The sequence below is a fragment of the Klebsiella sp. 7-CIP_Kleb. genome (genome assembly GCF_050378655.1).
Classification (GTDB): domain Bacteria; phylum Pseudomonadota; class Gammaproteobacteria; order Enterobacterales; family Enterobacteriaceae; genus Klebsiella; species Klebsiella quasipneumoniae.
In genome coordinates this window covers 56,376-83,003 of record NZ_JBNRLJ010000001.1, presented here as the reverse complement: position 1 = coordinate 83,003, position 26,628 = coordinate 56,376, and the positions used below count along the sequence as shown (strand labels likewise).

At 60.7% G+C, this 26,628-nt stretch carries 24 protein-coding genes; 8 read left to right on the top strand and 16 right to left on the bottom strand.

Going from position 1 to position 26,628, the window contains the following annotated elements; genetic code table 11:
• Positions 1-43 precede the first annotated feature (43 nt).
• The 6 genes from ACQUTI_RS00400 to ACQUTI_RS00375 all read left to right on the top strand — a co-directional run bounded on the left by ACQUTI_RS00400 (position 44) and on the right by ACQUTI_RS00375 (position 6,424).
• Positions 44-958 carry a LysR family transcriptional regulator gene (locus tag ACQUTI_RS00400; RefSeq protein WP_017898723.1) on the top strand — a complete coding sequence of 305 codons (915 nt, stop codon included), beginning with the start codon at positions 44-46 and terminating at the stop codon, positions 956-958.
• 135 nt (positions 959-1,093) lie between these two features.
• Positions 1,094-1,525, top strand: a complete 432-nt coding sequence (locus ACQUTI_RS00395) for a MarR family winged helix-turn-helix transcriptional regulator (protein ID WP_004204063.1) — start codon at positions 1,094-1,096, stop codon at positions 1,523-1,525.
• Positions 1,525-3,177: an MFS transporter gene (locus ACQUTI_RS00390; RefSeq protein WP_017898724.1), complete on the top strand. Its 1,653-nt coding sequence runs from the start codon at positions 1,525-1,527 to the stop codon at positions 3,175-3,177. The genes ACQUTI_RS00395 and ACQUTI_RS00390 overlap by 1 nt, the downstream gene beginning before the upstream one ends.
• A 28-nt stretch (positions 3,178-3,205) precedes the next feature.
• Positions 3,206-4,291: an HlyD family secretion protein gene (locus tag ACQUTI_RS00385; RefSeq protein ID WP_004204059.1), complete on the top strand. Its 1,086-nt coding sequence runs from the start codon at positions 3,206-3,208 to the stop codon at positions 4,289-4,291.
• Complete coding sequence (locus ACQUTI_RS00380) at positions 4,288-5,658, top strand: efflux transporter outer membrane subunit (protein WP_428923164.1); 1,371 nt, start codon at positions 4,288-4,290, stop codon at positions 5,656-5,658. Before ACQUTI_RS00385 ends, ACQUTI_RS00380 begins: the two co-directional genes overlap by 4 nt.
• A gap of 106 nt (positions 5,659-5,764) precedes the next feature.
• A complete protein-coding gene (locus ACQUTI_RS00375) occupies positions 5,765-6,424 on the top strand; it encodes an O-methyltransferase (protein WP_017898725.1) in 660 nt (219 codons plus the stop codon).
• A gap of 133 nt (positions 6,425-6,557) precedes the next feature.
• Here ACQUTI_RS00375 and ACQUTI_RS00370 read toward each other — a convergent pair whose 3' ends face one another.
• Both ACQUTI_RS00370 and hrpA read right to left on the bottom strand, forming a co-directional pair.
• Positions 6,558-7,433, bottom strand: a complete 876-nt coding sequence (locus ACQUTI_RS00370; protein WP_227544980.1) for a hypothetical protein — start codon at positions 7,431-7,433, stop codon at positions 6,558-6,560.
• Between the two features lie 148 nt (positions 7,434-7,581).
• The gene (gene hrpA, locus ACQUTI_RS00365; RefSeq protein ID WP_032455938.1) at positions 7,582-11,484 is read right to left on the bottom strand and encodes an ATP-dependent RNA helicase HrpA; all 3,903 of its coding nucleotides are present in this window, start codon (positions 11,482-11,484) and stop codon (positions 7,582-7,584) included.
• 203 nt (positions 11,485-11,687) lie between these two features.
• Between hrpA and azoR the strand changes: the two genes are divergently transcribed.
• Positions 11,688-12,293, top strand: a complete 606-nt coding sequence (gene azoR, locus ACQUTI_RS00360) for an FMN-dependent NADH-azoreductase (RefSeq protein ID WP_002902889.1) — start codon at positions 11,688-11,690, stop codon at positions 12,291-12,293.
• Between the two features lie 3 nt (positions 12,294-12,296).
• Here azoR and ACQUTI_RS00355 read toward each other — a convergent pair whose 3' ends face one another.
• The 14 genes from ACQUTI_RS00355 to paaA all read right to left on the bottom strand — a co-directional run bounded on the left by ACQUTI_RS00355 (position 12,297) and on the right by paaA (position 23,930).
• Complete coding sequence (locus ACQUTI_RS00355) at positions 12,297-12,740, bottom strand: GFA family protein (RefSeq protein ID WP_025999094.1); 444 nt, start codon at positions 12,738-12,740, stop codon at positions 12,297-12,299.
• A gap of 9 nt (positions 12,741-12,749) precedes the next feature.
• Positions 12,750-13,346, bottom strand: a complete 597-nt coding sequence (gene paaY / locus ACQUTI_RS00350) for a phenylacetic acid degradation protein PaaY (protein ID WP_109882664.1) — start codon at positions 13,344-13,346, stop codon at positions 12,750-12,752.
• Positions 13,347-13,355: 9 nt separating this feature from the next.
• Positions 13,356-14,282 (bottom strand): phenylacetic acid degradation operon negative regulatory protein PaaX, encoded by a 927-nt coding sequence (paaX, locus tag ACQUTI_RS00345; protein WP_025999095.1) that lies wholly within the window; start codon positions 14,280-14,282, stop codon positions 13,356-13,358.
• A gap of 129 nt (positions 14,283-14,411) precedes the next feature.
• Positions 14,412-15,728, bottom strand: a complete 1,317-nt coding sequence (gene paaK, locus ACQUTI_RS00340; RefSeq protein WP_023318113.1) for a phenylacetate--CoA ligase PaaK — start codon at positions 15,726-15,728, stop codon at positions 14,412-14,414.
• Positions 15,729-15,754: 26 nt separating this feature from the next.
• Complete coding sequence (pcaF, locus tag ACQUTI_RS00335; RefSeq protein WP_017898728.1) at positions 15,755-16,960, bottom strand: 3-oxoadipyl-CoA thiolase; 1,206 nt, start codon at positions 16,958-16,960, stop codon at positions 15,755-15,757.
• On the bottom strand, positions 16,960-17,382 hold the full coding sequence (gene paaI / locus ACQUTI_RS00330; RefSeq protein ID WP_004204043.1) for a hydroxyphenylacetyl-CoA thioesterase PaaI: 423 nt from the start codon (positions 17,380-17,382) through the stop codon (positions 16,960-16,962). The genes pcaF and paaI overlap by 1 nt, the downstream gene beginning before the upstream one ends.
• Positions 17,372-18,796, bottom strand: coding sequence for a 3-hydroxyacyl-CoA dehydrogenase (locus ACQUTI_RS00325; RefSeq protein ID WP_074194082.1), 1,425 nt, complete (start codon positions 18,794-18,796; stop codon positions 17,372-17,374). Before ACQUTI_RS00325 ends, paaI begins: the two co-directional genes overlap by 11 nt.
• Positions 18,797-19,585 (bottom strand): 2-(1,2-epoxy-1,2-dihydrophenyl)acetyl-CoA isomerase PaaG, encoded by a 789-nt coding sequence (paaG, locus tag ACQUTI_RS00320; RefSeq protein ID WP_004204040.1) that lies wholly within the window; start codon positions 19,583-19,585, stop codon positions 18,797-18,799.
• 2 nt (positions 19,586-19,587) lie between these two features.
• Positions 19,588-20,355, bottom strand: a complete 768-nt coding sequence (gene paaF / locus ACQUTI_RS00315) for a 2,3-dehydroadipyl-CoA hydratase PaaF (RefSeq protein WP_049092121.1) — start codon at positions 20,353-20,355, stop codon at positions 19,588-19,590.
• Positions 20,352-21,422: a 1,2-phenylacetyl-CoA epoxidase subunit PaaE gene (gene paaE / locus ACQUTI_RS00310; protein WP_004204038.1), complete on the bottom strand. Its 1,071-nt coding sequence runs from the start codon at positions 21,420-21,422 to the stop codon at positions 20,352-20,354. Before paaE ends, paaF begins: the two co-directional genes overlap by 4 nt.
• A gap of 7 nt (positions 21,423-21,429) precedes the next feature.
• A complete protein-coding gene (gene paaD, locus ACQUTI_RS00305) occupies positions 21,430-21,927 on the bottom strand; it encodes a 1,2-phenylacetyl-CoA epoxidase subunit PaaD (protein ID WP_064177895.1) in 498 nt (165 codons plus the stop codon).
• An 11-nt stretch (positions 21,928-21,938) separates the two neighbouring features.
• On the bottom strand, positions 21,939-22,694 hold the full coding sequence (paaC, locus tag ACQUTI_RS00300) for a 1,2-phenylacetyl-CoA epoxidase subunit PaaC (RefSeq protein ID WP_057214834.1): 756 nt from the start codon (positions 22,692-22,694) through the stop codon (positions 21,939-21,941).
• Positions 22,695-22,701: 7 nt separating this feature from the next.
• A complete protein-coding gene (paaB, locus tag ACQUTI_RS00295; RefSeq protein WP_004224492.1) occupies positions 22,702-22,989 on the bottom strand; it encodes a 1,2-phenylacetyl-CoA epoxidase subunit PaaB in 288 nt (95 codons plus the stop codon).
• 11 nt (positions 22,990-23,000) lie between these two features.
• On the bottom strand, positions 23,001-23,930 hold the full coding sequence (gene paaA, locus ACQUTI_RS00290) for a 1,2-phenylacetyl-CoA epoxidase subunit PaaA (RefSeq protein ID WP_017898733.1): 930 nt from the start codon (positions 23,928-23,930) through the stop codon (positions 23,001-23,003).
• A gap of 286 nt (positions 23,931-24,216) precedes the next feature.
• On the opposite strand from paaA, the gene paaZ reads away from it, so the two are divergent.
• Entirely contained in the window at positions 24,217-26,262 is a 2,046-nt protein-coding gene (paaZ, locus tag ACQUTI_RS00285) for a phenylacetic acid degradation bifunctional protein PaaZ (protein WP_062913883.1), read from the top strand.
• The last annotated feature ends 366 nt before the right edge of the window (positions 26,263-26,628 follow it).

The following is a 26,628-nucleotide window of genomic DNA, read 5'->3' as shown; positions in this document are numbered from 1 at the left end:
ACAATTAATCTATTCCGAACGCGGTGTTAGCTGGAAATTAACAATGAAAACGTTGCCTGATTTGCAACAAATTGAAATATTAATACTCATAGTGAAACATGGTAGTTTTCGACAAGCTGCCAGAGCATTAAATCTTTCACCGCCGGCCCTCACCAGCGCTATTAATCATCTGGAAGAAAAATTAGGCGTGCGCCTGCTCAATCGCTCGACGCGCAGTTTGTCTTTAACCGCCGTGGGTGAGGAATTTCTTAATAATATGACGCCGGTGGTTAATGATTATCGCCGGGTAGTCGACAGTCTGAATTATCACCGTCTGACCCCGGAAGGGGTGGTGAAAGTCAATTTACCGCGCATTGTTCTCGACCTTTTCTTTCAGCGCTATTTTATTGCTTTTAAAACCGCCTATCCTGACGTGACGCTGGAGCTGTTTACCACCGATCGGAAAGTGAATATTATCGAGTCCGGTTTTGACGCTGGCATTCGTTATTCCCGGGATGTGCCCAAAGATATGATTGCCATCCCCTTTGGCGAGAAACTGTCGCTGATCCCGGTAGCCAGCCCGGACTATCTCCGCCAGGCCGGAGCGCCCGACACCCCGCAGTCGCTGATCAATTTTCGCTGTATCAACCGATGTTTTCCCAGCGGCGAAAAGTATCGGTGGGAGTTTATCAGCCCCGACGGCGAGCCAGGCGAAGTCGCAGTCAAAGGCGATCTGGTCGTCGATTCCGATACGGCGATGATCCAGGCGGCGGAGAGCGGACTGGGGATCGCCTTTGTCTATCAGTCGCTGGTCTCCGCGCAACTGAACGCCGGCAGCCTGATCCGCTTATTGCCCAGCTACCGCTACCCGGCGGATCATTTCTGCGTCTACTATCCGAGTCGCAAACATATTCCCGCGCCCCTGCGCGCTTTTATCACCTGGGTGATGGCGCAGAATAAGAGCATCCTCCATGAGTAAATGGCCTGAGGGGGTATCCTCCTGTTCGCTACAATAAACGCACACACCGTTAACCCTTATTTATCCTTTCCCTTGAATTTCGTCGGTCGTCAGGCATAAACTCGTTAGAGCTCTAACGATTTTGGCAGACGACCTATGGACCATCGACAGCTAAACTTCTCCCATCTTTTATATCTGACCGCCCATCACTGGCGGCTGGCGGTTAATCGTCGGCTGAAAAACCTCGGCCTCAGCCAGGCCAGCTGGGTAGCGGTCGCCGCTATCGCCCGCCATCACCAGCCGCTGTCGCAAAGCGAACTGGCGCAGGAGCTGGGAGTGGAGAGCGCGACCATTGTGCCGCTGATCAACCGCCTGGTGACCCTCGGCCTGGTGGAGCGCGTCACCACCGACCGCGATAAACGCAAGCGGCTGCTGGTGGTCACCGACCAGGGGCAGGCCCTCTTCGAGCAGGTCAAAACGGTGGCGGACGATCTGCGTGAAGAGATCCTGACGGCGATTACTCCACAGGAGCGGGAACAAACTCAGCGGGTGCTGGAAAAGCTGTTGCGCGAAGTGGAGAAGAAATAATGCCCCGTCGTCAGAGTAACCCTTACGCCCCCCATGACTGGGCGCCGCATGAAAAACCGGCCCTGCTCGGCTCGCCATCGACGCCGCTGCACAGCCCGGCGAAGCGCCTGGCCTACGGGGTGGTCGGGCTGCTGGTGTGCCTCACCGGCGCGCTGGGCAACGCGGTAGTCACCGCCAATCTGCAGCTGCTGCAGGGCACCTTCGCCGCCTGGTCGACGGAGATCGCCTGGCTGCCGGCGGTGTATGTCATGACCAACGTCTCCATCAACCTGCTGCTGGTGAAATTTCGTCAACAGTTCGGGCTGCGCGCCTTTACCGAAGGCTTTCTGGTGCTCTATGTGCTGGTCACCTTCTTCCACCTGTTCGTCAACGATCTCAGCTCGGCGATGATGGTCCGCGCCGCCCACGGCATGGTGGCCGCGGCGCTCAGCTCGCTGGGGATCTACTATCAGGTGCAAGCCTGGCCCGCACGCCACCGCCTTAAAGGGCTGACCATCGGTATCACTGGCTCGTCGCTGGCCATTCCGCTGGCGCGCCTCTTTTCCACCGAGCTGCTGCAGACCGACGAATGGCGCGGGCTCTACTTCTTTGAACTGGGGCTGGCGCTGGTGTCGCTGGCCTGCGTCATCGCGCTGAAGCTGCCGCCGAGCGATCGTAAAAAGGTGTTCGAGAAGAAGGATTTTATCACCTTCTTCCTGCTGGCCCCCGGCATGGCGCTGGTGTGCGCGGTGCTGTCGCTGGGGCGGCTCGAGTGGTGGTTCGAAGCGCCGTGGATCGGCTGGTCGCTGGCGGCGGCGGTGGTGCTGATCGTCGCTGCCATCGCCTTCGAGCATAACCGCAGCAATCCCCTGCTCAATACCAAATGGCTCTCCAGCGGCAGTATCCTGCGCCTCGGTCTGATTATGCTGCTGATCCGCATCGTGCTGGCGGAGCAGAATACCGGGGTGATCGGCTGGCTGCAGTACGTTGGCCTGCAAAACGAACAGATGACCAACCTTGCGTGGTCAATTTTCGCCGGCATTCTGTGCGGGATCATTGCCAGCTGCCTGACGCTTAACCCGCAGAAGCTCTACTGGCCGACCGCCACCGCCCTGGCCCTGATCATGGTGGCCTCGCTGCTCGACAGTCAGTCCAACGCCCTCACCCGCCCGGAACAACTGATGTTCAGCCAGTTTTTGCTTGGCTTCGGCAGCGCCTTTTTTCTGGCGCCGGCGATGCTCGCCGGTATTGGCGGGGTATTCGCCGATCCGCGCAACCTGGTCAGCTTCTCGGTGCTGTTCGGCATGAGCCAGAACATCGGCGGCCTGCTGGGATCGGCGATCCTCGGTACTTTCCAGACCTGGCGGGAGAAATTTCACTCCAGTCAGCTGGCGGATCAGATCACCACCCTCAACCCGCTGATCGTCGAGCGCCTGCAGCAGTACAGCCAGATGTACCAGAGCCAGATCGGCGACAGCACGCTGCTTAACGTCCAGGCCACGACGCTCCTGCAAAACGCCGCGACGCTGCAGGCCAATATTCTCGCCTGGAATGATACCTATCTGCTGACGGCGGCGATCTCCGCCGGGACGTTAGTGTGGGTTTTCTGGCGCTTAATTCGCTTACGACTGACCGCCCGTATCGCTTTAAAACGCGCCACTGGCAGCAAATAATTATCATCATTTCATCTCTGGAGTCGTTATGAGTCAGCAGGATGCGGCCAAACAACAGGCCAATACCCGAAACAACATTCGCGTGGTCTCCATTTTTACCGCCGCGGCGATAGGCCTCGTCGGCGTACTGGTGATCCTCTATGCCTGGCAGCTACCGCCGTTCACCCGGCATAGCCAGTTTACCGACAACGCCTACGTGCGCGGGCAGACCACCTTTATCAGCCCACAGGTCAACGGCTACATCACTGCCGTCAACGTCAAGGATTTCGCCATCGTTCAGCCGGGCGAGGTACTGTTCCAGATAGACGATCGCATCTATAAACAGCGGGTGCACCAGGCCCAGGCCACCCTGGCGATGAAGGAGGCGGCGCTGCGCAACAACCTGCAGCAGCGCAAAAGCGCCGAGGCGACGATCGCCAAAAACGAAGCCGCGCTGCAAAACGCCCGCGCGCAGAATCTGAAAATCCAGGCCGATTTAAAAAGGGTGCAGGAACTGACCGCCGATGGCTCGCTGTCGATCCGCGAGCGTGATTCCGCCCGCGCCAGCGCCGCCCAGGGGGCAGCGGATATTGAACAGGCGAAAGCGGCGCTGGAGATGTCGCGCCAGGATCTCGAATCGACCATCGTCAATCGCGATTCGCTGGAGGCCGACGTGGCCAGCGCCAAAGCCGCCCTCGAACTGGCGCAGATTGACCTGCAGAATACGCAGATCATCGCCCCCACCGGCGGCCAGCTGGGGCAGATTTCGGTGCGTCTTGGCGCTTACGTCAGCGCCGGAACCCATCTGACTTCGCTGGTCCCGCCGCAGCACTGGGTGATCGCCAACCTGAAAGAGACCCAGCTGGCCGATGTGCGTATCGGCCAGCCGGTTACCTTCACCGTTGACGCGCTCAACGGCGAGACCTTCCACGGCAAGGTGCAGAGTATCTCCCCGGCGACCGGGGTGGAGTTCAGCGCTATTTCGCCGGACAACGCTACCGGCAACTTCGTCAAGATCGCCCAGCGCATCCCGGTGCGCATCACGGTTAACGAGGGGCAGCGCAACAGCGAGCGCCTGCGCCCCGGCATGTCGGTGCAGGTGACCATTGATACCCGCGCGGAGAAGCAGCCATGATCCGCCCGGTCACCCTTGTCATCGTCCTGGCGCTGGTCGGCTGTCAGTCCGCCGATGTCCAGCGCGCGCAGCCGACCCTGACCATCCCTGCCGCCTGGCGGGCCGACGTTGGCCCTGCCAGCCCGGTGGAAGGCGTATGGTGGCGCAATTTTCATGACAGTGCGCTGAATCAGTATGTCGACCGGGCGCTGCGCTATAACAGCGATGTGCTGATCGCCCGCGAGCGGGTCAATGAGTATCAGGCGCGGGCGTATGCCGCCGACAGCAGCCTTTTTCCCTCGCTGGATGCCAGCCTGACCGGCACCCGCGCCCGCGCGCAGTCCGCCGCCACCGGCCTGCCGATCCACAGCACGCTGTACAAAGGCGGCCTGACCGCCAGCTATGATGTCGATATCTGGGGCGCGAACCGCAGCGCGGCCAGCGCCGCCTGGGCCAGCCTCGAGGCGCAGAAAGCCGCTGCCGCCGCGGCCAATTTGAGCGTCGCCGCCTCGGTGGCCGTGGGCTACGTGACGCTGCTGTCGCTGGATGAGCAGCTGCGGGTCACGCAGCAGACGGTCCAATCACGGGAAGACGCCTGGCGGCTGGCCAAACGTCAGTTTGAAACCGGGTATACCTCGCGCCTTGAGCTGATGCAGGCGGATTCGGAGCTGCGCTCAACGCGGGCGCAGATCCCGCCGCTGCAGCACCAGATTGCGCAGCAGGAAAACGCCCTCAGCGTGCTGCTGGGGGATAACCCCGGCGCGGTCAAACGTGGCGAATTCGCCGGGCTCACCCCGCTGCGTCTGCCCTCGCAGTTGTCGTCCACCCTACTCAACCGCCGCCCGGATATCGTACAGGCCCAGCGTCAGCTGGTAGCCGCCGATGCCACCCTGGCCTCGTCGCAGGCGCAGCTGCTGCCGTCTATCAACCTGACCGCCACCGGCAGCCTGCAGGACCGGACGCTGCCGGATCTGCTCGACGATCCGCTGCGACTGTGGAGCATTGGCGGTAGCATCCTGGCGCCGCTGCTTAACCGCCAGGCGTTAAACGCCCAGGTGGATGTCTCCATGGCCCAGCGCAACCAGGCGCTGTACAGCTATGAGAAAACGGTGCGCGGCGCGTTCAAAGAGGTCAATGACAGCCTTGACGCCATTAGCCGCTACGGCGAACAGTTGACCGAGCTGCAGGGACAGGTGGCGGTAGCGGAGGAAACATTGCGCATTGCGCAGAATCGCTACCGTAACGGCTACTCTTCGTATCTGGATGTGCTTGATGCCCAGCGAACGCTGTTCTCCACCCAGCTTAGCGTGGTCCAGGTGAAGAATAACCTGCTGCTGGCGCAGATCGATCTGTACCGGGCGCTGGGAGGCGGCTGGATGAACGCGTGAAAAGCCTGCTCGCGTCGGTCCGCCACCGTCCAGAGCGCGGAAGCCAGTATTCAGGCCGGGATAGCGTTGCGCCACCCGGCCACTACTACCACCAGGGAGTTAATCTATGCAACAACAGTGGTCTGCTGTCGATAATTACATGATTTCTTCGCTTATTCCTGATGATGACGTGCTGAGACAGGTTCTGGAAAACAACAAACGCGCCGGGCTACCTGAACATGATGTTGCGGCCAATCAGGGGCAATTTCTGGCGCTGTTGGTGCGCATGACCCAGGCGCGGCGGATCCTTGAAATTGGCACGCTCGGCGCCTATAGCGCCATCTGGATGGCGCGTGCGCTGCCCGCCGACGGAAAGCTGATTACCCTCGAGGCCGACCCGACGCATGCGGGGGTGGCGCGCCAGAATATCCGCCTCGCCGGGCTAAACGAGCGCATTGAGCTTATTGAAGGACCCGCGCTGAACACGCTGGAAAATTTGGCGAACACGCCGCCATTCGACCTGATCTTTATTGATGCCGATAAACCTAATAATCCTCACTATCTGGAGTGGGCGCTGCACTATTCCCGCCCCGGGACGCTGATCGTGGGCGATAACGTGGTGCGCGATGGCGAGGTGATTAATGGGCAAAGCGATGACGCGCGTGTGCAGGGCGTGCGTCGGTTTATCGAGATGATCGGCGATAACCCGCGGCTCACCGCCACCGCGCTGCAGACGGTGGGCATTAAGGGATGGGATGGCTTTACGCTGGCGCTGGTGAATGGCTGAGATCCGGGCGGCCTGATGCCCTCACCCCGGCCCTCTCCCCCAGAGAGAGGGAGAAACCCCGCTCTCCTGCCCGGCAGCACCAGCCTGCATGAACCTATGCTGCCGGGCCCGCGGGGCTTTCTGCCGCGGAGGATCATCGAGGATAATAGGTATACTGGTAGTGCAGAGACTGATCTTTCATTGCCCCTGCAGCAGGCTGCTCGGCATACTCCGCGGTACAGTTCCCCTCGGGATCCCACCCTAAACAACGGGCCTGGCGTGCTCCACTATACGTTGAGGTCGTTTCCCGGGATATCCAGCGCCCTTTTTCATCCCTACGCAGCGTCGAGGTGGAGTCCGAGTCAGCCATTCGGCTAAGGCGCCCATCCGTATAGCGGTAATCGACAGCAAGCATGACCATCATACCGCCGTTGACCGTTTTACGGACCAGGCGGTTCCGGTCGTCATACTGATAGGTGGTCGTATGCAGGACTTTGGGCGGTTGCTGCGTCGCGGACACGTTTTCGGCGCGCACAATCCGCCCGAGAGAATCGGTATAAAACTGTTCGCGCATCACCATCTTGCTGATATTTCCCGTCGCGCTCCGGGTCTGCCGGATATATTCCCGCATCCATCCTTTATCATTTCGCCAGCGAACATTATCTCTGACGATCGTTGCGCCATGTGCGGTGTTAAGGGTTTTTGCCCGCTCATAGCTTGCCAGCTGGCGGCAACGCGCGAAACGAAGGGCGCCATATTCGTTATTCTGGCTGCCGACGATTTGCACGCTCTGCACTTCGCCGTTCAGCGGCGGAAGGGAGGTCAAAATAAAAAAGTTCGCATCGTTGATCGCCCCCTGTGTTTCATCGCAGGAGGAAGCGTCAACGAAGGGTTTACACGCGGCCATCACAAGGATAGCCAGCGCCAGCATGAGGAATTTGTCCATATCAAGAAGGGTAAAAATAGACTCCGTGTTCTGGTTTTCCTGCGAAACAAGGCTAAAAATACGCGAAGACAGCCGATGACCCAAGCCGGCAGGTCGATTTTCAGATTCCGTTCATTTTTCATTCGGCGGGGAAGCATCAGGGCGGGGAGATAACCGGGTACGGCTTCGCGACCGCCCCCGGGTTTCCCCTGCCCGGCAAGCACTGCGCCGCCGGGCAGGGAAAAGGGTGGGATTACGGCGTCACCTGCTCCATCGCCTGCAGGACACGTTTGTCCGAGATGGGGTACGGGGTCCCCAGCTGCTGGGCGAAGAAGCTCACCCGCAGCTCCTCGATCATCCAGCGGATCTCCCGGACATCGTCGTCCTCACGGCGGTTCGGCGGTAGCTTATTCAGCCACTGCTGCCACGCCTGCTGCACGCTCTCAATTTTCAGCATCTGCGCGCGGTCGCGGTGCGGATCGATAGCCATCTTCTCCAGGCGCTTTTCAATCGCCTGTAGGTAGCGCAGCGTATCGCCAAGACGACGGAAGCCGTTGCCGGTGACAAAGCCGCGGTAAACCAGCCCCGCCATCTGCGCTTTGATGTCCGACAGCCCCAGCGCCATGGTCATATCCACCCGGCCTTTCAGCCGTTTGTTGATATTGAACACCGCAGTGAGGATCTGCTCGACCTGTTTGGCGATCTCCACCACCGTCTCGTTGAGCTCGGCGCGAACTTTATCGTGCAGCTGGTTGAAGCCCTCTTCCGTCCATACCGGACCGCCCGCCTCGTCGATAAGCTTATCCACGCCGCAGGAGATGCAGTCGTCAATCAGATCCAGCACTTTGCCGTACGGGTTGAAATAGAGCCCGAGCTTGGCTTTGTTCGGCAGTTTCTCGTGCAGATACTTAATGGGCGACGGAATGTTAAGCAGCAGCAGGCGACGCAGACCGCGCCACATGGCCTGCTGCTGTTCCTGTGGATTATCAAACAGCTTGATGGCCACGCTGTCGCGCTCGTCCACCAGCGCCGGCCAGGCTTTCACCTTATAGTTGCCGCGCTTCTGTTCATAGCTTTCCGCCAGGGTGCCAAAGCTCCAGATATGCAGCCCGCTCTGCTCGATGCCATCATCAGCAACCGCCGACAGCGTCTCCTGAACTTTGCCCTTCAGCGCCTCTTTCAGCGCCTGCAGCGAGCGCCCTTCCTGCAGCTTCTTGTTTTTATCATCCACCACCCGGAAAGTGATTTTCAGGTGATCGGGCACCTGATCCCACTGCCAGGCTTCGCGGTCGATGGTCACGCCGGTCATCTTACGCAGCTCGCGCTCCAGGGAATCGAGCAACGGCAGCTCAAGCGGCGTCGCCCGGCCAAGAAACGCTTCCGCATAGTTGGGAGCCGGGACAAAATTGCGCCGCACCGGCTTCGGCAGCGATTTTATCAGCGCGATAATCAGCTCGCGACGCAGGCCGGGGATCTGCCATTCAAACCCGGCCTCCTCCACCTGGTTCAGCAGCGGCAGCGGAATATGCACCGTCACGCCGTCGGCGTCGGCGCCCGGCTCAAACTGATAGCTAAGCCGCAGCTTAAGGTTGCCCTGATGCCAGAAGTTCGGATAGTCCAGCTTGCTAACCTGCTCCGCCCCTTCCTTAATCAGCATGCTCTTCTCAAAGTTGAGCAGATCCGGCGTCTCTTTGCTGGCCTGCTTCCACCAGCTGTCGAAGTGGCGGGCGGAGATGACGTCGTGGCTGATGCGCTGGTCGTAGAATTCGAACAGGGTCTCGTCGTCCACCAGAATGTCGCGGCGGCGCGACTTATGCTCCAGCTCTTCGATTTCCGCCCGCAGCTTCAGGTTCTCCCGGAAGAAGGCGTGGCGCGTTTGCCAGTCGCCCTCCACCAGCGCGTGGCGGATAAACAGCTCGCGGCACAGCGCCGGATCGATCTGGCTGTAGTTGACCTTACGCGCGCCCACGATCGGCAGGCCGTAGACGGTGACCTTTTCCGTCGCCATCACCGCGCCCTGCGCCCGCTCCCAGTGCGGCTCGCTGTATGAGCGTTTGATCAGGTGCTGCGCTACCGGCTCCACCCACTCCGGCTCAATGCGGGCGGCAATGCGGCCCCACAGCCGGCTGGTCTCCACCAGTTCCGCCACCATCGTCCACTTCGGCGGCTTTTTAAACAGACCGGACCCCGGGAAAATGGAAAAGCGGGCGTTGCGCGCCCCGGTAAACTCCTGTTTATCGGCATCCTTCATGCCGATGTGCGACAGCAGACCGGTCAGCAGCGCGGTATGGATCTCGCGATATTCCGCTGGCTCGCTGTTGATCGGCAGGCCAAGCTCCTTCACCACCTGGCGCAGCTGGGTATAGATATCCTGCCACTCGCGCACGCGCAGATAGTTCAGAAAATCGACCCGGCACTGACGGCGGAACTGATTCGACGACAGGGCTTTCTGCTGTTCGCCGAGATAGTTCCACAGGTTCACAAAGGCAAGGAAGTCAGACTCTTTATCGTGAAAGCGGCGGTGTTTTTCGTCAGAGGCCTGCTGTTTGTCCATCGGCCGCTCGCGCGGATCCTGAATCGACAGCGCGGAGGTGATGATCATCGCTTCTCGCACGCAGCCGTGCTTCTGCGCCTCCAGCACCATCCGCGCCAGACGCGGGTCTACCGGCAACTGGCTAAGCTGACGGCCCATCGGGGTCAGCTTGTAGGCGGTGGCCTGCTCATCGGTGGTGATGGCGCCCAGCTCTTCCAGCAGGCGCACGCCGTCCTGAATGTTGCGCTTATCCGGCGCTTCAACGAACGGGAAGGCGGCGATATCGCCTAAGCCCAGGGCGGTCATCTGCAGGATGACCGACGCCAGGTTGGTGCGCAGAATTTCCGGATCGGTAAATTCCGGTCGCGACAGGAAATCGTCTTCTGAATAAAGACGAATACAGATCCCTTCCGAGACGCGACCGCAGCGGCCTTTACGCTGGTTGGCGGACGCCTGGGAAACTGGCTCGATCGGCAGGCGCTGCACCTTGGTGCGGTAGCTGTAGCGGCTGATACGCGCGGTACCGGGATCGATAACGTACTTAATGCCCGGTACGGTCAGCGAGGTTTCCGCCACGTTGGTCGCCAGCACGATGCGTCGTCCACTGTGCGGCTGGAAGACGCGGTTCTGCTCGCTGTTGGACAAGCGAGCGTACAGCGGCAGCACTTCGGTATGGCGCAGATCCAGCTTATTCAGCGCATCGGCGGTATCGCGAATCTCCCGCTCGCCGCTCATAAAGATCAGAATATCGCCGGGCCCTTCGCGCCCGAGCTCATCGACGGCATCAAAGATCGCCTGCAGCTGATCGCGCTCGGTATCGTCCGCCTCTTCCACTATCGGCCGATAGCGCACTTCCACCGGGTAAGTCCGCCCGGAGACTTCGATAATCGGCGCATTATTGAAATGCTTTGAGAAACGTTCCGGGTCGATGGTCGCCGAGGTGATGATGATTTTCAGGTCAGGACGGCGCGGCAGCAGCTCTTTCAGATAGCCGAGCAGGAAGTCAATGTTCAGGCTGCGCTCGTGCGCTTCATCGATAATGATGGTGTCGTACTGCATCAGCAGGCGATCCTGCTGGATCTCCGCCAGCAGAATACCGTCGGTCATCAGCTTGACCATGGTGTTGTCGCTGACGTGATCGCTAAAGCGGACCTTATAGCCGATACAGCCGCCCGGCTCCGTTTGCAGCTCCTCGGCGATACGGTTGGCCACGGTTCGCGCGGCCAGACGGCGCGGCTGGGTATGGCCGATTAGCCCTTTCAGCCCGCGGCCCAGCTCCATGCAGATTTTTGGCAGCTGGGTGGTTTTACCCGAACCGGTCTCCCCGGCGACAATCACCACCTGGTGATCGCGTACCGCCTCGAGAATTTCTTGTTTTTTCTGGCTAACCGGCAGATTTTCCGGATAGGTGATGGCCGGACGCGCCGCTTCGCGCAGCAGGACTTTACTGGCTGCCTGGCTTATCTCCTGCGCCATCTCCTGAAGGATGGCCTGTTGCGATTCAGGATTTTTAACCTTCTTCACGCCGTGCAGACGGCGGGCAAAGCGCGTTTTGTCGCGCAGCATCAGGCCGTCGAGCTGTTGATAAAGCTGGGGGAAGGTGATTTTTTGTTGTTCTGTCATAGCGTTATCGGGCAGAGCTCTGCCGGGAAAATCTCTTTTGAAGTATTGCCTTAGAGTACCACATCTGCGCCACTCATGCCTTGTTCAAAAAATCTGAACATAGGATTCGATATATTGCGCTATCTCTGTGGCGCGATTGTGAATACAGTGTCATCAAGCACCAGGGCACTGACCCGTCAATCACATTAAAAAAGGAAACACCCATGAGCAAAGTATTAGTTCTGAAATCCAGTATTCTGGCAGGGTACTCACAATCTGGTCAGCTTTCCGACTATTTTGTTGAACAATGGCAGGAAAAACACCCGGGCGACGAGATCACCGTGCGTGACCTGGCCGCTAATCCGATCCCGGTTCTGGATGGTGAACTGGTTGGCGCCCTGCGTCCGAGCGACGCGCCGCTGACTCCGCGTCAGCAGGAAGCGCTGGCCCTTTCCGACGAGCTGATCGCTGAACTGAAAGGCAACGATGTGATTGTTATCGCTGCGCCGATGTACAACTTCAACATCCCGACGCAGTTGAAAAACTATTTCGACCTGGTGGCTCGCGCCGGCGTGACCTTCCGCTACACCGAAAAAGGGCCGGAAGGTCTGGTGACCGGTAAACGCGCAGTCGTCGTGACCAGCCGCGGCGGTATCCATAAAGATACCCCGACCGACCTGGTCACCCCGTACCTGTCCACCTTCCTCGGCTTCATCGGCATCACCGACGTGAACTTCGTGTTCGCCGAAGGTATCGCTTACGGCCCGGAAGTCGCGGCCAAAGCGCAGTCTGACGCGAAAGCGGCCATCGACAGCGTGGTTGCAGCCTAATAGTTAACTCCTCTCGCTGCCGGCGGGAGGAGATTTTTGCTTTTTCTCGTAGCGCAAATACCCCACCACGCCTCCGCCGCCATCTTTTGGATGATTCACGCCGTCGTTGACTTCCACGCAAGGAAAATCGAAAGGTGAAACGCCGTCAATGCAGGCCACATTCACCCCATACTGCTGTGGGTTTGATCGCCGTTGATGAAAGGTGTAGATCCCGCATACCGAGCAGAAAAAGTGCACGGCTTCCCCTGTATTAAAGCGATACTCTGTGAGCTTATCCCTGCCGCGTACCACATCGATTCCTGAACGCGGCGAAGAGACCGCGACCGCCCCACGCATTCGACAATATGAACAGTTACAGCGCCGAACGGTGTTGAAGCCGTCGCTGAGCTCAACGGTAAAGGCCACCGCACCGCAGTGACAGTGAGCGGATAATTTCTCTGCCATTATATTTACCCCTCAGGTGGAGGATTTTGGCCGCAGGTTTTCATCAAACTCCAGCCGCTTACGCCCGTCTTCCACTTCCCGTAATGGCTCAACCTGGTGCAGCGTCTGCTTACAGCGTTCCACCAGCACCTGGTATTCACGGGTACCGTGCTTTTTCCACGCCAGCTCCTGTTCGCTCAGGACGCGAATCGCTTTTGCCGGGCTTCCGATAATCAGATGGTTGGCGGGCATCTCGGCGTTGGCTTTGACGAAGGCCGAGGCGCCGACAAAGCTGTTTTCGCCGATAGTCGCCCCGTCGATAATCACCGCGCTCATCCCCACCAGCGCATTGCGGCCAATTACGCAGCCGTGCAGAATAGCGCCGTGGCCGATATGGCCCTCCTCTTCCACCACCGTATCCTGGCCTGGGAAGCCGTGCATCACGCAGTTGTCCTGTATATTGGCCCCGTCTTTGACCACGATGCGGCCAAAATCGCCGCGCAGGCTGGCGTTGGGCCCAACATAGACCCCTTTGCCGAGGATCACGTCGCCAATCAACACCGCGGTCGGGTGGACGTAACTCTCCTCCGGCACCACAGGGGTCAGTCCATCAATCTGATAAATCGGCATGCAACCTCCTTATGCGCCCGGCAAACCGCCAAAGCGCTGATAATAGAGCGGGCCCGGCGCGGGAAGCTCGCCGACCGAGCTTTCACCTTTCTCGCTGACGAACGCCAGCGCGCCGGGACTCACCCGTTGGTAAATATTGATACATAGCTGGCGGGCGGTTTGCCCCGCCCAGTGCGCCGGCAGCAGCTCTTCCGGCAGCAGCGGATCTTTGAGCACCACTCGGCGATAGAAATGAATCAGCAGGAGCTGGATCTGAAAGCTGCGCTCCGGCGTTAACTCCGCGGGGTCGCAGTCACGGAGCAGCGGCAGTATCGGCCGGAATAGCGAGATGAACGATTCATACATCTCGTTTTGTTCGGTGAGATGCCAGCACTCCTCTACCCGGCTGCGCAGCGCCGCCCGGGAGAGCGCCAGCGGCGAGTGGGCTTCAAAACAGATGACGTTTTCGGCGACGCCTGCTTCGTGGAGCAGCGACTGGACATCCGCCAGCTTTTGCGACGGCGAGGCTAACAGGCTCGGCGCCAGCGCGCCAAATCCCTGCCACAGCAGCTGCTTTTTGACGTCGGCCAGCACATTTTTTTCCAGGCCTTCTGAAAGCAACAGCAGCCAGGTACCATCCCATTCCGGGGCGTTCGCCCGATAAATTTTATGTTCCGCACGACGGGTCAGGCGCAGTCCTTTGTCACTCAGACGATAGAAGCTGCGGCGGCCGATACGGACGACATCAAGCCACTCTTCTTTATTGAGGCGAAACAGCGCGGTGCGGACGAAGCGCTCGCCGAAGCCTAATCCTTCCAGCAGCGCCGCGACGCTGCCCAGCCACACTTCCCCACCGCGTTGTAATAAGGCGTCGCCATACAGCGAGGCGATCAATGACGTGCCGCTGATCGGCGTCGCCGTCACGGCTTGTTGAATAAAGGCGTCGAGTTTACTCATCTGATTCATGCTGTTGTTATATTTTTCCTTTATGAATCATAGCACAGGAATTTCCCCGGCTGAGGGCGTAAAGGCCTCAGCCGGGCTAACCGCGTAGCCCCGGTCAGCGCAGCGCCACCGGGGAGAGGTTTAACCGCTGACCACCGCTTTACGCAGATCAAATACCCGACAGGCTTTGCCTTCAGAGCGCGGAATGCTGCCGCAGTTGACGATAGTGATATCGGTGGAGATCCCGACCATCGACTTGATGCGGTGGCGCAACTGGTGACAAATCTGGCAGCGCTGCTCGTGACTCAGCGCCAGCCCGCTCTCTTTCAGCTCCACGCGCACCGCCAGCGAATCAAGATGGCCGCGGCGATTGACCTCCAGCTGGTAGTGCGGCGCCAGATGTTCAAACTTAAGGATCTCCTCTTCCAGCTGCGACGGGAAGACGTTAACCCCGCGGATGATCAGCATATCGTCGCTGCGTCCGCTGATGCGGTCCATACGGCGCATGGTGCGGGCGGTGCCCGGCAGCAGGCGCGTCAGATCGCGGGTACGATAGCGGATCACCGGCAGCGCCTCTTTGGTCAACGTGGTGAACAGCAGTTCGCCGTGTTCGCCATCGGCCAGCGGCGTGCCGTCGTCCGGGTTAACGATTTCCGGGAAGAAGTGGTCTTCCCAGATGGTCGGGCCGTCAACAGTCTCCAGACACTCCATCGCCACCCCCGGGCCCATCACCTCCGACAGACCGTATATGTCCAGGGCGGTGATCCCCAGCCGGCGCTCGATCTCCGCGCGCATCGCCAGGGTCCACGGCTCGGCGCCAAAGACGCCGACGCGTAATGAACAGCCGCGGGCATCGCCGCCCATCTGGCGCTCCAGCTCTTCAATCAGATTCAGACAGTAGGACGGCGTCACCATGATCATATCCGGCTTGAAATCACGGATCAGCTGCGCCTGTTTTTCGGTCTGTCCGCCGGACATCGGGATCACCGTCGCGCCTAAGCGTTCTGCGCCGTAGTGCGCGCCAAGGCCGCCGGTGAACAGGCCATAGCCGTAGGCGACGTGAATTTTATCTTTCGCCGTGCCGCCGGCGGCGCGCAGCGAACGGGCGACGATATTGGCCCAGTTATCAATATCGTTCTGCGTGTAGCCCACCACCGTCGGTTTGCCGGTGGTCCCGGAAGAGGCGTGAATGCGCACCACCTGCTCCATCGGCACCGCGAAGGTATCGAAGGGATAGTTGTCGCGCAGATCCTGTTTGGTGGTGCACGGGAATTTGGTCAGGTCGCTCAGTTCGCGAAAGTCGTCAGGGTGCACGCCGGCGGCGTCGAATTTGCGACGATACATCGGCACATTGTTATACGCATGATTCAGGGTCCACTTCAGCCGTTGGGTTTGCAGGGCCTGCAGCTCATCACGCGAGGCGGTTTCAATCGGATCTAATTTTGTAGTAGTTATCATTGTAGGGTACTCGCAGGTAAATTAGCTCACACTCGCTCGAGGATCATGGCGATGCCCTGACCCACGCCAATACACATCGTACACAACGCATAGCGCCCGCCGCGGCGCTGCAGCTCAAGGCTGGCGCTCAGCGCCAGACGCGCGCCGCTCATGCCCAGCGGATGGCCTAACGCGATGGCGCCGCCGTTGGGATTCACATGCGCCGCATCGTCCGGCACGCCAAGCTGTCTGAGCACGCCCAGCGCCTGAGCGGCGAAGGCCTCATTCAGCTCAATCAGATCCATATCGTGGATATTGAGTCCCGCCCGCTCCAGCACTTTACGCACCGCCGGTACCGGCCCCAGCCCCATCAGCCGCGGTTCGACCCCTGCCGTCGCCATCGCCACGATACGCGCGCGCGGAGTGAGCCCCTGGATAGCGGCCTGCTGTTCGCTGGCGACGATCAGCGCCGCGGCGCCATCGTTGACGCCGGAAGCATTGCCCGCGGTAATGACGCCGCCCTGACGGAACGGCGCTTTCAGTTGCGCCAGCTGCTCAAGCGTGGTTTCCGGGCGCGGATGCTCGTCCTCGCGCACATCGCTGACCGCCCCTTTCCGGCCGACAATCTGCACCGGCACGATCTCCTGCGCCAGAATGCCATCGCGCTGGGCCTGCGCCGTGCGCTGCTGGCTGCGCCAGGCGAAAGCATCCTGATCGGCGCGGCTAATATTTAACAATTCAGCTACATTCTCGGCCGTTTCCGGCATGCTGTCAGTTCCAAAGTGTTGCGCCATGAGCGGGTTCACAAAACGCCAGCCAATGGTGGTGTCAAACAGCTCCGCCTGACGCTGATACGGCGCGCTGGCCTTCCCCATCACAAACGGCGCGCGCGACATCGACTCCACGCCGCCGGCAATCAGCAGATCGGCATCGCCGGCTTTGATCGCTCTGGCGGCAAAGCCGATCGCATCCAGACCAGACCCACATAGACGGTTAATCGTGGTGCCCGGTACGGTATGCGGGAAACCGGCCAACAGCGTCGCCATATGCGCCACATTGCGGTTATCTTCGCCCGCCTGATTCGCGCAGCCGTAAATCACGTCATCGATCGCGGTCGGGTCAAGCCTGGGGTTGCGGCTCAGCAGCGCCCGCAGCGGGATCGCCGCCAGGTCGTCGGCGCGCACGCTGGCCAGCGCGCCGCCGTAGCGGCCAATCGGCGTGCGGATCCCGTCACAAATAAAGGCCTCGCGCATTAGACTTCTCCTGTGATTGTGCCGCCGATGCGGTGCGATTTGCCGCGAAACAGGGCCACAATTTTTTGCTGTTGATTAACAATTTCAATGTCGTAGACCCCGGTCAGCTTGCCCTGCTGTTTGACTCGGGCGGTGGCGACCAGCCGGTCCCCGGCAAACGCCGGGCGAAGGAAATCAATGCTGGCCGCCGAAGCCACCGCCGCCAGCCCCTGGCTGTTACAGGCGTAGGCGAAAGCGGTATCGGCAAGGGTAAATAGCTGACCGCCGTGACAGGTTTGATGGCCGTTAAGCATGTCCGGCGAGACGGTCATGGTCATCTGCGCAAAACCATCGTCCATTTCGATAAGTTCGATCCCCATCTTTCTGGCGCAGGTATCTTTTTCGTACATCACGCGCGCGTTGCGCCACGGATCATTGCTCATGGTGCTTCTCCATCAGCGCCTTCTGGCGCAACAGGGAACCGGGGCGATAGCGCTCCTCGCCATAATGGTGGTGCAGGTTCTCCAGCAGGCGCAGCACGCGGCGCCAGCCGAGGCTTTCCCCCCACGCCAGCGGGCCCTGCGGGTAGTTGACGCCAAGACGCATGGCGGTATCGATATCCTGCGCGCTGGCCACCCCTTTCTGCAGTGCGTCCAGCGCTTCGTTAACCAGCATCGCCACCGTGCGCCACACCAGCAGGCCGGGATAATCGGCGATGCGCAGCACTTTCTTGCCCTGCTGCTGGAAATAGTGCACCGCTTTGTCCGTCGCCGCCGGCGCGTTGGTCGCCGCGGCGGCCAGCACCACCGTATCGCTGGCGCACAGGTCATACACCACCACCGGACGACGATGCTTAACGCTCAGCGCCAGGGCGGTTTCGCCTTCGGTCTCCAGCAACAAAAGCTCGTCCAGCTCGGTGACACTGTCACTTACCGTCATCACGGATTGCGCGCCAGTGGCGACCGGCGGCAGCGTCACCTCCGGCTGCGTCTCCGCAGGCCAGCGATAGACGCCGTGACCGCTCTTTTTCCCCAATCGCCCGGCCTGCGCCAGCTCCTGCTGCAGGAGCGATGGCAGGTAACGCCGGTCCTGCCAGAAGGCGTTAAATACCGAGCAGGTCACGGCGAAGTTGACGTCCTGGCCAATCAGGTCCGTCAGCGCCAGGGGCCCCATCGGGAAGCCGCCGCCGTCACGCAAAGCGGCATCGATAACTTCCGGGGCGGCCACCTGCTCCTCCAGCGCCCGCCAGGCTTCAGCATAGAACGGACGCGCCACGCGGTTAACGATAAAGCCGGGCGTCGAGCGGCAGCGAACCGGCCGTTTCCCCCAGCCGCTCACGCACTGGCACAACTGCTCCACCACTTCCGCAGACGTCGCCAGGCCGCTCACCACCTCGACCAGCTTCATCACCGGCGCCGGATTAAAAAAGTGCAGCCCGGCCACCCGCTCCGGGTTTTTGACCCCGGCGGCGATGGCGGTAATCGAAATCGACGAGGTGTTGCTGGTCAGCAATGTTGACGGCGAGCAGATCGCCGCCAGCTGCGCGAACAGCGCCGCTTTCACCTCCAGGCGTTCAGAGGCCGCTTCGATCACTAAATCTGCGTCGGCCAGCGCGGCTAAATCGTGGGCCGGATGCAGCCGCGCCAGCAGCGCATCAGCTTGCTCAGGGACCAGTTTGCCGCGCGCAACGCGCGACGCCAGACGCCCGGCGATGCCCTCAATCGCCTGGCCTACAGCCTTAGGGTTAATATCAAAAATACGCACCGGATGTCCTGCGGCAGCAGCCACTTCGGCGATGCCGGCCCCCATGGTGCCGCTGCCGATCACCGCCACGTTGGCTAAGGATGTCGTCATCATCTATTTCCCGCTGAACTGTGGTGGCCGTTTGGCCAGAAACGCGCTGACCCCTTCGCGGTAATCATCGCTGCGCCCGGCGAGGCGCTGATAATCGCGCTCCAGATCCAGCTGCGCGTCGAGACTGTTGGTTTCCGCCGCCAGCAGCGCCTTTTTAATCAGCCCAAGACCAAACGTCGGCTGGGCCGCCAGATGGCGCGCCAGCTGCAGACTGGTATCCGCCAGTTCGGCATCGTCCACCAGTTGCCAGATAATCCCCCACTGCGCGGCCTGTTCCGCGCTGAGGCTGTCGCCCAGCAGCGCCAGCCCCATCGCGCGCGCGCGGCCAGCCACCCGCGGCAGGAACCAGCTGCCGCCGCAGTCCGGCACCAGCCCGAGCTTGCTGAACGCCATCACAAACTTGGCCGAACGCGCGGCCAGCACGATATCGCAGCCCAGCGCCAGGGTGGCGCCTGCGCCAGCGGCTACGCCGTTGACCGCGCAGATAACCGGTTTCGGCAGCGCCGCCAGACGGCGCACTAACGGGTTGTAAAAGCGTTCCACCGACAGGCCGAGATCCGGCGGCGGACCACTGGGGTCGACGTTGCGGTCATTCAGATCCTGGCCGGCGCAAAAGCCGCGGCCGGCGCCGGTGATCAGCAGGCAACGTACGCCGTCGTCGCGCTCGGCCTGCTTCAGACATTCCGCCAGCTGCTGATGCATCCGATCGTTAAAACTGTTGAGGCGGTCCGGGCGATTGAGAGTGATGGTCATGACGCCCTGTTCCACTGCGCTGAGAATGAAAGCTTCCACGATTAGCGTCCTTTAAATTCCGGGTTACGTTTTTGTAAGAAGGCGTCGATGCCTTCGCGGCGGTCTTCGGTGGCGCTCAGCAGGCTGAACAGCTGGCGCTCCTGCTGGAGACCGGCCTGCAGGCTCACTTCCTGCGACAGGCGCAGCGACTGTTTCGCCGCCCGCAGCGCCAGCGGCGCATGGCGGGCGATGGTGGTCGCCAGTTGCAGGGCATACTCATCGGTTAACGCCGCCGGATGGACATCGCTCACCAGCCCGGCCTGCTGCGCCTGACGGGCGTCAATACTCTCGCCGCTCAGCACCATCCGGCTGGCCAGCGCCTTGCCAACGCTGCGGATCAGCCGCTGGGTGCCGCCAGCGCCCGGCATTATGCCGAGGGTAATTTCCGGCAGGCCAAAGCGGGCGTTGTCCCCGGCGACAATCAGATCGCACAGCAGGGCCAGCTCGCAGCCGGCGCCGAGGGCGTAGCCGTTGACCGAGGCGATCAGCGGTTTGGGGAAGGCATCGATACGCGCCCACAGCCGCGGGCGGATATCGTCCAGGGTCGCCGGGAGATCTTTCTCCGCCATCTCATTCAGGTCGGCCCCGGCGGCAAAGAAGCGCGGGTTACCGCTGATGACGCAGACGCTGACGCGGTTATCAGCGGCCGCGACCTCCAGCGCCTCGGCAATCTGGGTTAATAAGGCATTGTTCAGTGCATTGCGGGCCTGCGGACGGTTGAGCGTCAGCTGCAGCACCCGGCCATGGCGGTGGATCAGCAGCTCGCTCATGCCATCCCCCGCGCGTCAAAGTCGACAACTACGTCGCCGCTGGTGGGCAGCGCCTGGCAGCTCAGCACATAACCCGCCGCCAGCTCATCCGCTTCGAGGCTATAGTTGGCGGCCATCGCCACTTCGCCGCGCAGCACTTTGCATTTACAGGTGGCGCACACCCCGCCCTTGCAGGCAAACGGCAGGTCTGCCCCCTGACGCAATGCGGCATCCAGGATGCTGTCGTCTTCGGCGCTGAGGGCGATCAGCCGATCGCGCCCGTCCTGGCGGATGGTGACCGTGCGTCCCTCCGCCTGCACCCCGGCGGCGCGCTTAACGCTGCCGCCCGGCGTATTGAAGCGTTCGAGATGAATCGATTTCTCCGCTACGCCAAGTTCACGTAACGTTGCTTCCGCCTCGTCCATCATCGTCGCCGGACCGCAGATAAAGGCCTCGTCGAAACGGCTGAAATCCAGCAGATGGTCAGCGAGCTGGCGCAGTTTGTCGCCGTCAATGCGCCCCTGTAAAAGATCGCTGTCCATCGACTCCTGGCTGAACAGATGTATCACCTGCAGGCGCTGCGGATAGCGGTCTTTTAAATCGGCTAGCGCCTGGCGGAACATCATGCTGTGGCTGTTGCGGTTACCGTAGATCAGCGTGAAGCGACTGTACGGCTCGGTGGCCAGGGTGGCGCTAACGATCGCCATCATCGGCGTGATCCCGGAGCCGGCGGCAATCGCCAGATAGTCGCCCTGCCGTTCGGCCTGAGGCTGATAGCCGAAATGCCCCTGCGGCACCATCACCTCCAGCTCCATCCCCTGCTGGATATCGTGCTGGGCGTAGCGCGAGAAGCGCCCGCCGTCGATGGCTTTGATCGCGACGCTGATCTCTCCCGGCGTGCGGCTGCGGCAGATGGAGTAACAGCGGCGCAGCTCTTCACCGCCCAGACGGGCTTTTAGCGTCAGATGCTGGCCCGGGCGAAAACAGTATTCCGCCTGCAGGGCTTGCGGGATCGCAAAAGTGATGGTCACCGCATCGCGGGTTTCCGGCTCGACTCTCGCCACCTTAAGCGAATGGAACGTCGTCATGGCAACCTCAAATACATTTAAAGTAATCAAAAGGTTCCCGGCAGCTGTCGCAGCGATAGAGCGCTTTGCAGGCCGTGGAACCGAATTCGCTAAGCAGCGAGGTATGGGTTCTGCCGCAGCGTGGACAACTCACCTCGGCGGGCATATCCGCATGGCAGGCGTGCCCCTGCGGCGGGCTGATGCCGTACTGGCGCAGGCGCTCGCGGGCATCCTGACTCATCCAGTCGGTGGTCCACGGCGGATCCAGCTGCAGGACGATGTGGACCGGCAGATAACCATGCTCGCTCATCACTGCGCGGATCTCCCCCAGCAGATGCTCCGTCGCCGGACAGCCCGAATAAGTCGGGGTAAAGCCAATCACCCAGCCGTCGCCGTGGCGCGCGACGCTGCGCACCATGCCGAGATCGGTGATGGTCAGCACCGGTACTTCCGGGTCCGGGATCGCGCTTAACAATCCCCAGATAGCACGCACCTCGGCGGGAGCGATGTCATCTAAACGTTGCATCTTCTCCTCCCTTACCACTGCAGGCCGGGATGCGAACGCTGCAGATATTGCATCTCCGCCAGTAGCGGGCCGAGATGTTCACTGTGCAGCCCCTGTTTGCCGCCGCTGCGGAAGGCCGCTTCCTGCGGGATCGATAAGCCTGAGTCAAGCAGCGCGGTATGCACGGTGCTTTGCCATTCGGCCTGAAGCTCGCGCGGATCAACCGCAATGCCCTGCCCGGCCAGGCTGAGCTCCAGGTCATCGGCAAGGAACAGTTCGCCGGTGAAGCGCCACAGATTGTCGACCGCCTGCTGCATTTTGCGATTTGATAATTCGGTGCCGTTGCCAAGACGCTCCAGCCAGCCACGGCTGAAGCGCTGGTGGTAACGCACTTCTTTCAGCCCTTTAGCGGCAATTGCCGCCAGCTGCGCATCGCGGCTGTTCACCAGCCGGCTGTACAGGGCGACGTGCCAGACGTCGATAAAGAACTGGCGGGCGATGGTGTCGGCAAAATTGCCGTTGGGCTGCTCCACCAGCAGCAGGTTGCTGAACTGGCGCTCATCGCGGCCGAAGGCCAGGGTATCTTCGTCGCCGCAGCCGTTAAGCTCGGCGGCATAGCTTAAAAAGTTGCGCGCCTGGCCAAGCAGGTCGAGGCCGATGTTGGCCAATGCCAGATCGATCTCCAGCTCCGGGGCATGGCCGCACCAGGCGCCTAAACGCTGGGCCAGCACCAGGCCGTTGTCGCCAAGCCGCAGGGCATAGGTGGCGATGGGATTCGGGTTATTCATCGCCGCCTCACATATGTTCCATGCCGTCCGGCACGGTATAGAAAGTCGGATGGCGGTAGACTTTGCTTTCCGCCGGGTCGAAGAATTCGCCGCGCTCTTCCGGCTGCGAGGCAACGATTTCGCTGGCCTTCACCACCCAAATTGAGCAGCCTTCGCTGCGGCGGGTGTAGGCGTCGCGGGCGTTTTCCAGCGCCATTTGATCGTCGGCGGCATGCAGGCTGCCGACGTGACGATGGGAAAGCCCCTGTTTGCTGCGAACGAACACTTCATATAACGGCCAGTAAACTTTGCTCATGTTGTCTCTCCTTATGCCGCGCTGCGGGCCTGCTGTTTTTGCGCATGGGCCAGCGCGGCTTCGCGCACCCATTCGCCCTCTTCCCAGGCCTTACGCTTGGCGGCCAACCGCTCGTGATTGCAAATGCCACGGCCGCTAATCACCTCGTTAAATTCCTGCCAGTCGATTTCGCCGAAGCGGTAGTGCCCGCTGGCTGCATCAAACTGCAAATCCGGGTCCGGGACGGTCATGCCGAGGATCTCCACCTGCGGCACGGTGTTGTCGACGAAGCGTTGACGCAGCTCGTCGTTGGAGTGCAGTTTGATTTTCCACGCCATGCTGCGGGCGCTGTTTGGCGAGTTGTCGTCGTTGGGGCCAAACATCATCAGCGCTGGCCACCAGAAGCGGTTAATGGCGTCCTGCAGCATTTGCCGCTGCGCGTCATTGCCCTGCGCCAGCGCCATGCAGGCTTCGAATCCCTGGCGCTGGTGAAAGCTCTCTTCTTTGCAGATTTTGACCATCGCCCGGGCATAGGGCCCGTAGGAGGTCCGGCACAGCGCCACCTGGTTGACGATAGCCGCGCCATCCACCAGCCAGCCGATCACGCCGATATCCGCCCAGCTCAGCGTCGGGTAGTTAAAAATGGAGGAGTATTTCATCTGCCCGTCGAGCATCTTCTGATACAGGTCTTCCCGGGCGCAGCCAAGGGTTTCCGCGGCGCTATAGAGATAGAGCCCGTGTCCAGCCTCATCCTGTACCTTAGCCAACAGGATCGCTTTGCGGCGCAGCGTCGGCGCGCGGGTGATCCAGTTGCCTTCCGGCAGCATGCCGACGATCTCCGAGTGCGCGTGCTGGCCTATCTGCCGAATCAAGGTCTTACGGTAGGCATCCGGCATCCAGTCCTGCGGTTCGATGGCCGTTTCCTGCGCGATGCGCTGGTCAAAGCGTTGTTCTTCTGTCACGTCATCACCTTTATGATTCCGATATTCACAACAAAAACATTTATGTGAATCACTTTGTTTATTGAAGGTTACATATTGGTTAAATAAAACCACAAATTTTGTTTGCTCTTTTTGTGATGATCTCCGCAAAACCTTTTGTAAACCACAATAAATACAGTAAGTTAAGCATAAGGCGTAACGCCATCGCGATCACAATGTTAATAATTTATTAAATACTGGCTTGCATTTTATGATTCATAAAAGAACTATTTATAGATATCACACGTAACACATTTGGAGATTTGCGATGCAGCAGTTAGCCAGCTACTTATCCGGCGCCTGGCAGACCGGCCGGGGCCGCGCCCGTACTATTCATCACGCCATCACCGGCACGGCGCTGTGGGAGGTGACCAGTGAAGGTCTGGATATGGCGCAGGCGCGCCGCTTCGCGATTGAGCGCGGCGGTAAGGCGCTGCAAGCCATGACCTTTATTGAACGCAGCGCGATGTTAAAAGCGGTGGCGAAACACTTGCTGGAGCAGAAAGACCAGTTCTACGCCATCTCGGCGCAAACCGGCGCCACCCGCGCCGACAGTTGGGTGGATATTGAAGGCGGTATCGGTACCCTTTTCACCTATGCCGGGCTGGGCAGTCGCGAACTGCCGGACGATATCCTGTGGCCGGAAGACGAGCTGATCCCGCTCTCAAAACAGGGCGGTTTTGCCGCCCGTCACGTGCTGACCTCAAAATCAGGCGTCGCCGTCCATATCAACGCCTTCAACTTTCCCTGCTGGGGAATGCTGGAAAAACTGGCCCCCACGTGGCTGGCCGGTATGCCAGCTATCATTAAACCGGCAACCGCTACCGCCCAGCTCACCCAGGCAATGGTGAAAGCGATTGTCGACAGCGGCCTGGTTCCGGAGGGCGCCATCAGCCTGATTTGCGGCGGCGCGGGCGATCTGCTCGACCACCTCGATAGCCAGGACGTGGTGACCTTTACCGGCTCTGCCGCCACCGGCCAGCAGCTGCGGTCGCACCCCAACCTGGTGGCCAAATCGATTCCTTTTACCATGGAAGCGGATTCGCTCAACTGCTGTGTCTTAGGCGAAGACGTCACGCCGGAGCAACCGGAGTTCGCGCTGTTTATCCGGGAAGTGGTCCGCGAGATGACGGCGAAAGCCGGACAAAAATGTACCGCTATCCGCCGCATCATCGTCCCGCTGGCGCAGATCAATGCGGTTAGCGATGCGCTGATCGCCCGCCTGCATAAAGTGACCGTCGGCGACCCGGCGCAGGAAGGGATTAAGATGGGGGCGCTGGTTAATCACGAGCAGCGTCGGGACGTACAGGAGAGCGTCAATAAACTGATTGCCGCCGGCTGCGAAGCGCTGCTTGGCGGACAGGCGGACCTCAGCGCGGCCGGAGCCTTTTTCCCGCCGACGCTGCTCTACTGCGCGCAGCCGGATGAAACCCCGGCGGTTCACGCCATTGAAGCCTTTGGCCCGGTGGCGACCCTGATGCCCTACCAGGACCGCCAGCATGCGCTGACGCTGGCACGCGCCGGCGGCGGCAGCCTGGCGGGGACGCTGGTTACCGCCAGCGGCGAACTGGCGCGGGAGTTTATCCTCGGCGCCGCCCGCGCGCATGGCCGTATTCAGATCCTGAACGAAGCATCCTCCGCAGAATCAACCGGCCACGGTTCGCCGCTGCCGCAGCTGGTGCACGGCGGCCCCGGCCGCGCCGGCGGCGGAGAGGAGCTCGGCGGACTGCGTTCGGTGAAACACTATATGCAGCGCACCGCCGTCCAGGGCAGCCCAACGATGCTGGCGACCATCGGCCAGCAGTGGGTACGCGGCGCCCAGGTGAGCGAAGATCGCATTCACCCGTTTCGCAAATATTTCGAAGAGATCCAGCCCGGCGACAGTTTGCTGACCCCGCGCCGGACACTGACCGAAGCGGATATCGTTAACTTCGCCTGCCTGAGCGGCGACCATTTCTACGCCCACATGGACAAAATCGCCGCCGCCGAGTCGATTTTCGGCGAGCGGGTGGTTCACGGTTATTTCCTGATCTCCGCGGCGGCCGGTCTGTTCGTCGATGCCGGCGTCGGGCCAGTTATCGCCAACTACGGGATGGAAAACCTGCGCTTTATTGAACCGGTCAAGCCGGGAGACACCATCCAGGTGCGTCTGACCTGTAAGCGGAAAACGGTCAAGCGGCAGCGCAGCGCTGAGGAGAAAGCCACCGGCGTGGTGGAATGGGCGGTGGAGATTTTCAACCAGCACCAGCAGGCGGTGGCGCTGTATTCCATTCTCACCCTGGTGGCGCGCCAGCAGGGGGATTTCCCGGCGTAATGGCGGAAAATAGCCCGCTGGCGCGCTGTTGGCCGGTCCTTGAGCTATTGCTTCTGCAATCGGTTTGCAACGGTTTCGCCCCGGGAAAACGTTTGTTCTGTGTGATTTATCTCAAGGCGCAGGGGACGAAAACAGCTACCGGACAGTTCCTTCTCCCTCCGGTAGAGGGTCAGGGTGAGGGGAAGTACTGAAGTGTGGTTCTTTATGTTATCTGTGGCTTCAGCGCACATTGCGCTCCCGGTTAATTTTTCTTCATTCTGTTTTCCGTGGCGCAGGGAGCGCACAGGGGGCGGCCAGTCGCCGCCGCCCCCTGTACCCCCGGGCTCCGGCCAGCAAAATCGCCGCTGCGCGGTCCCTTCGACTTAT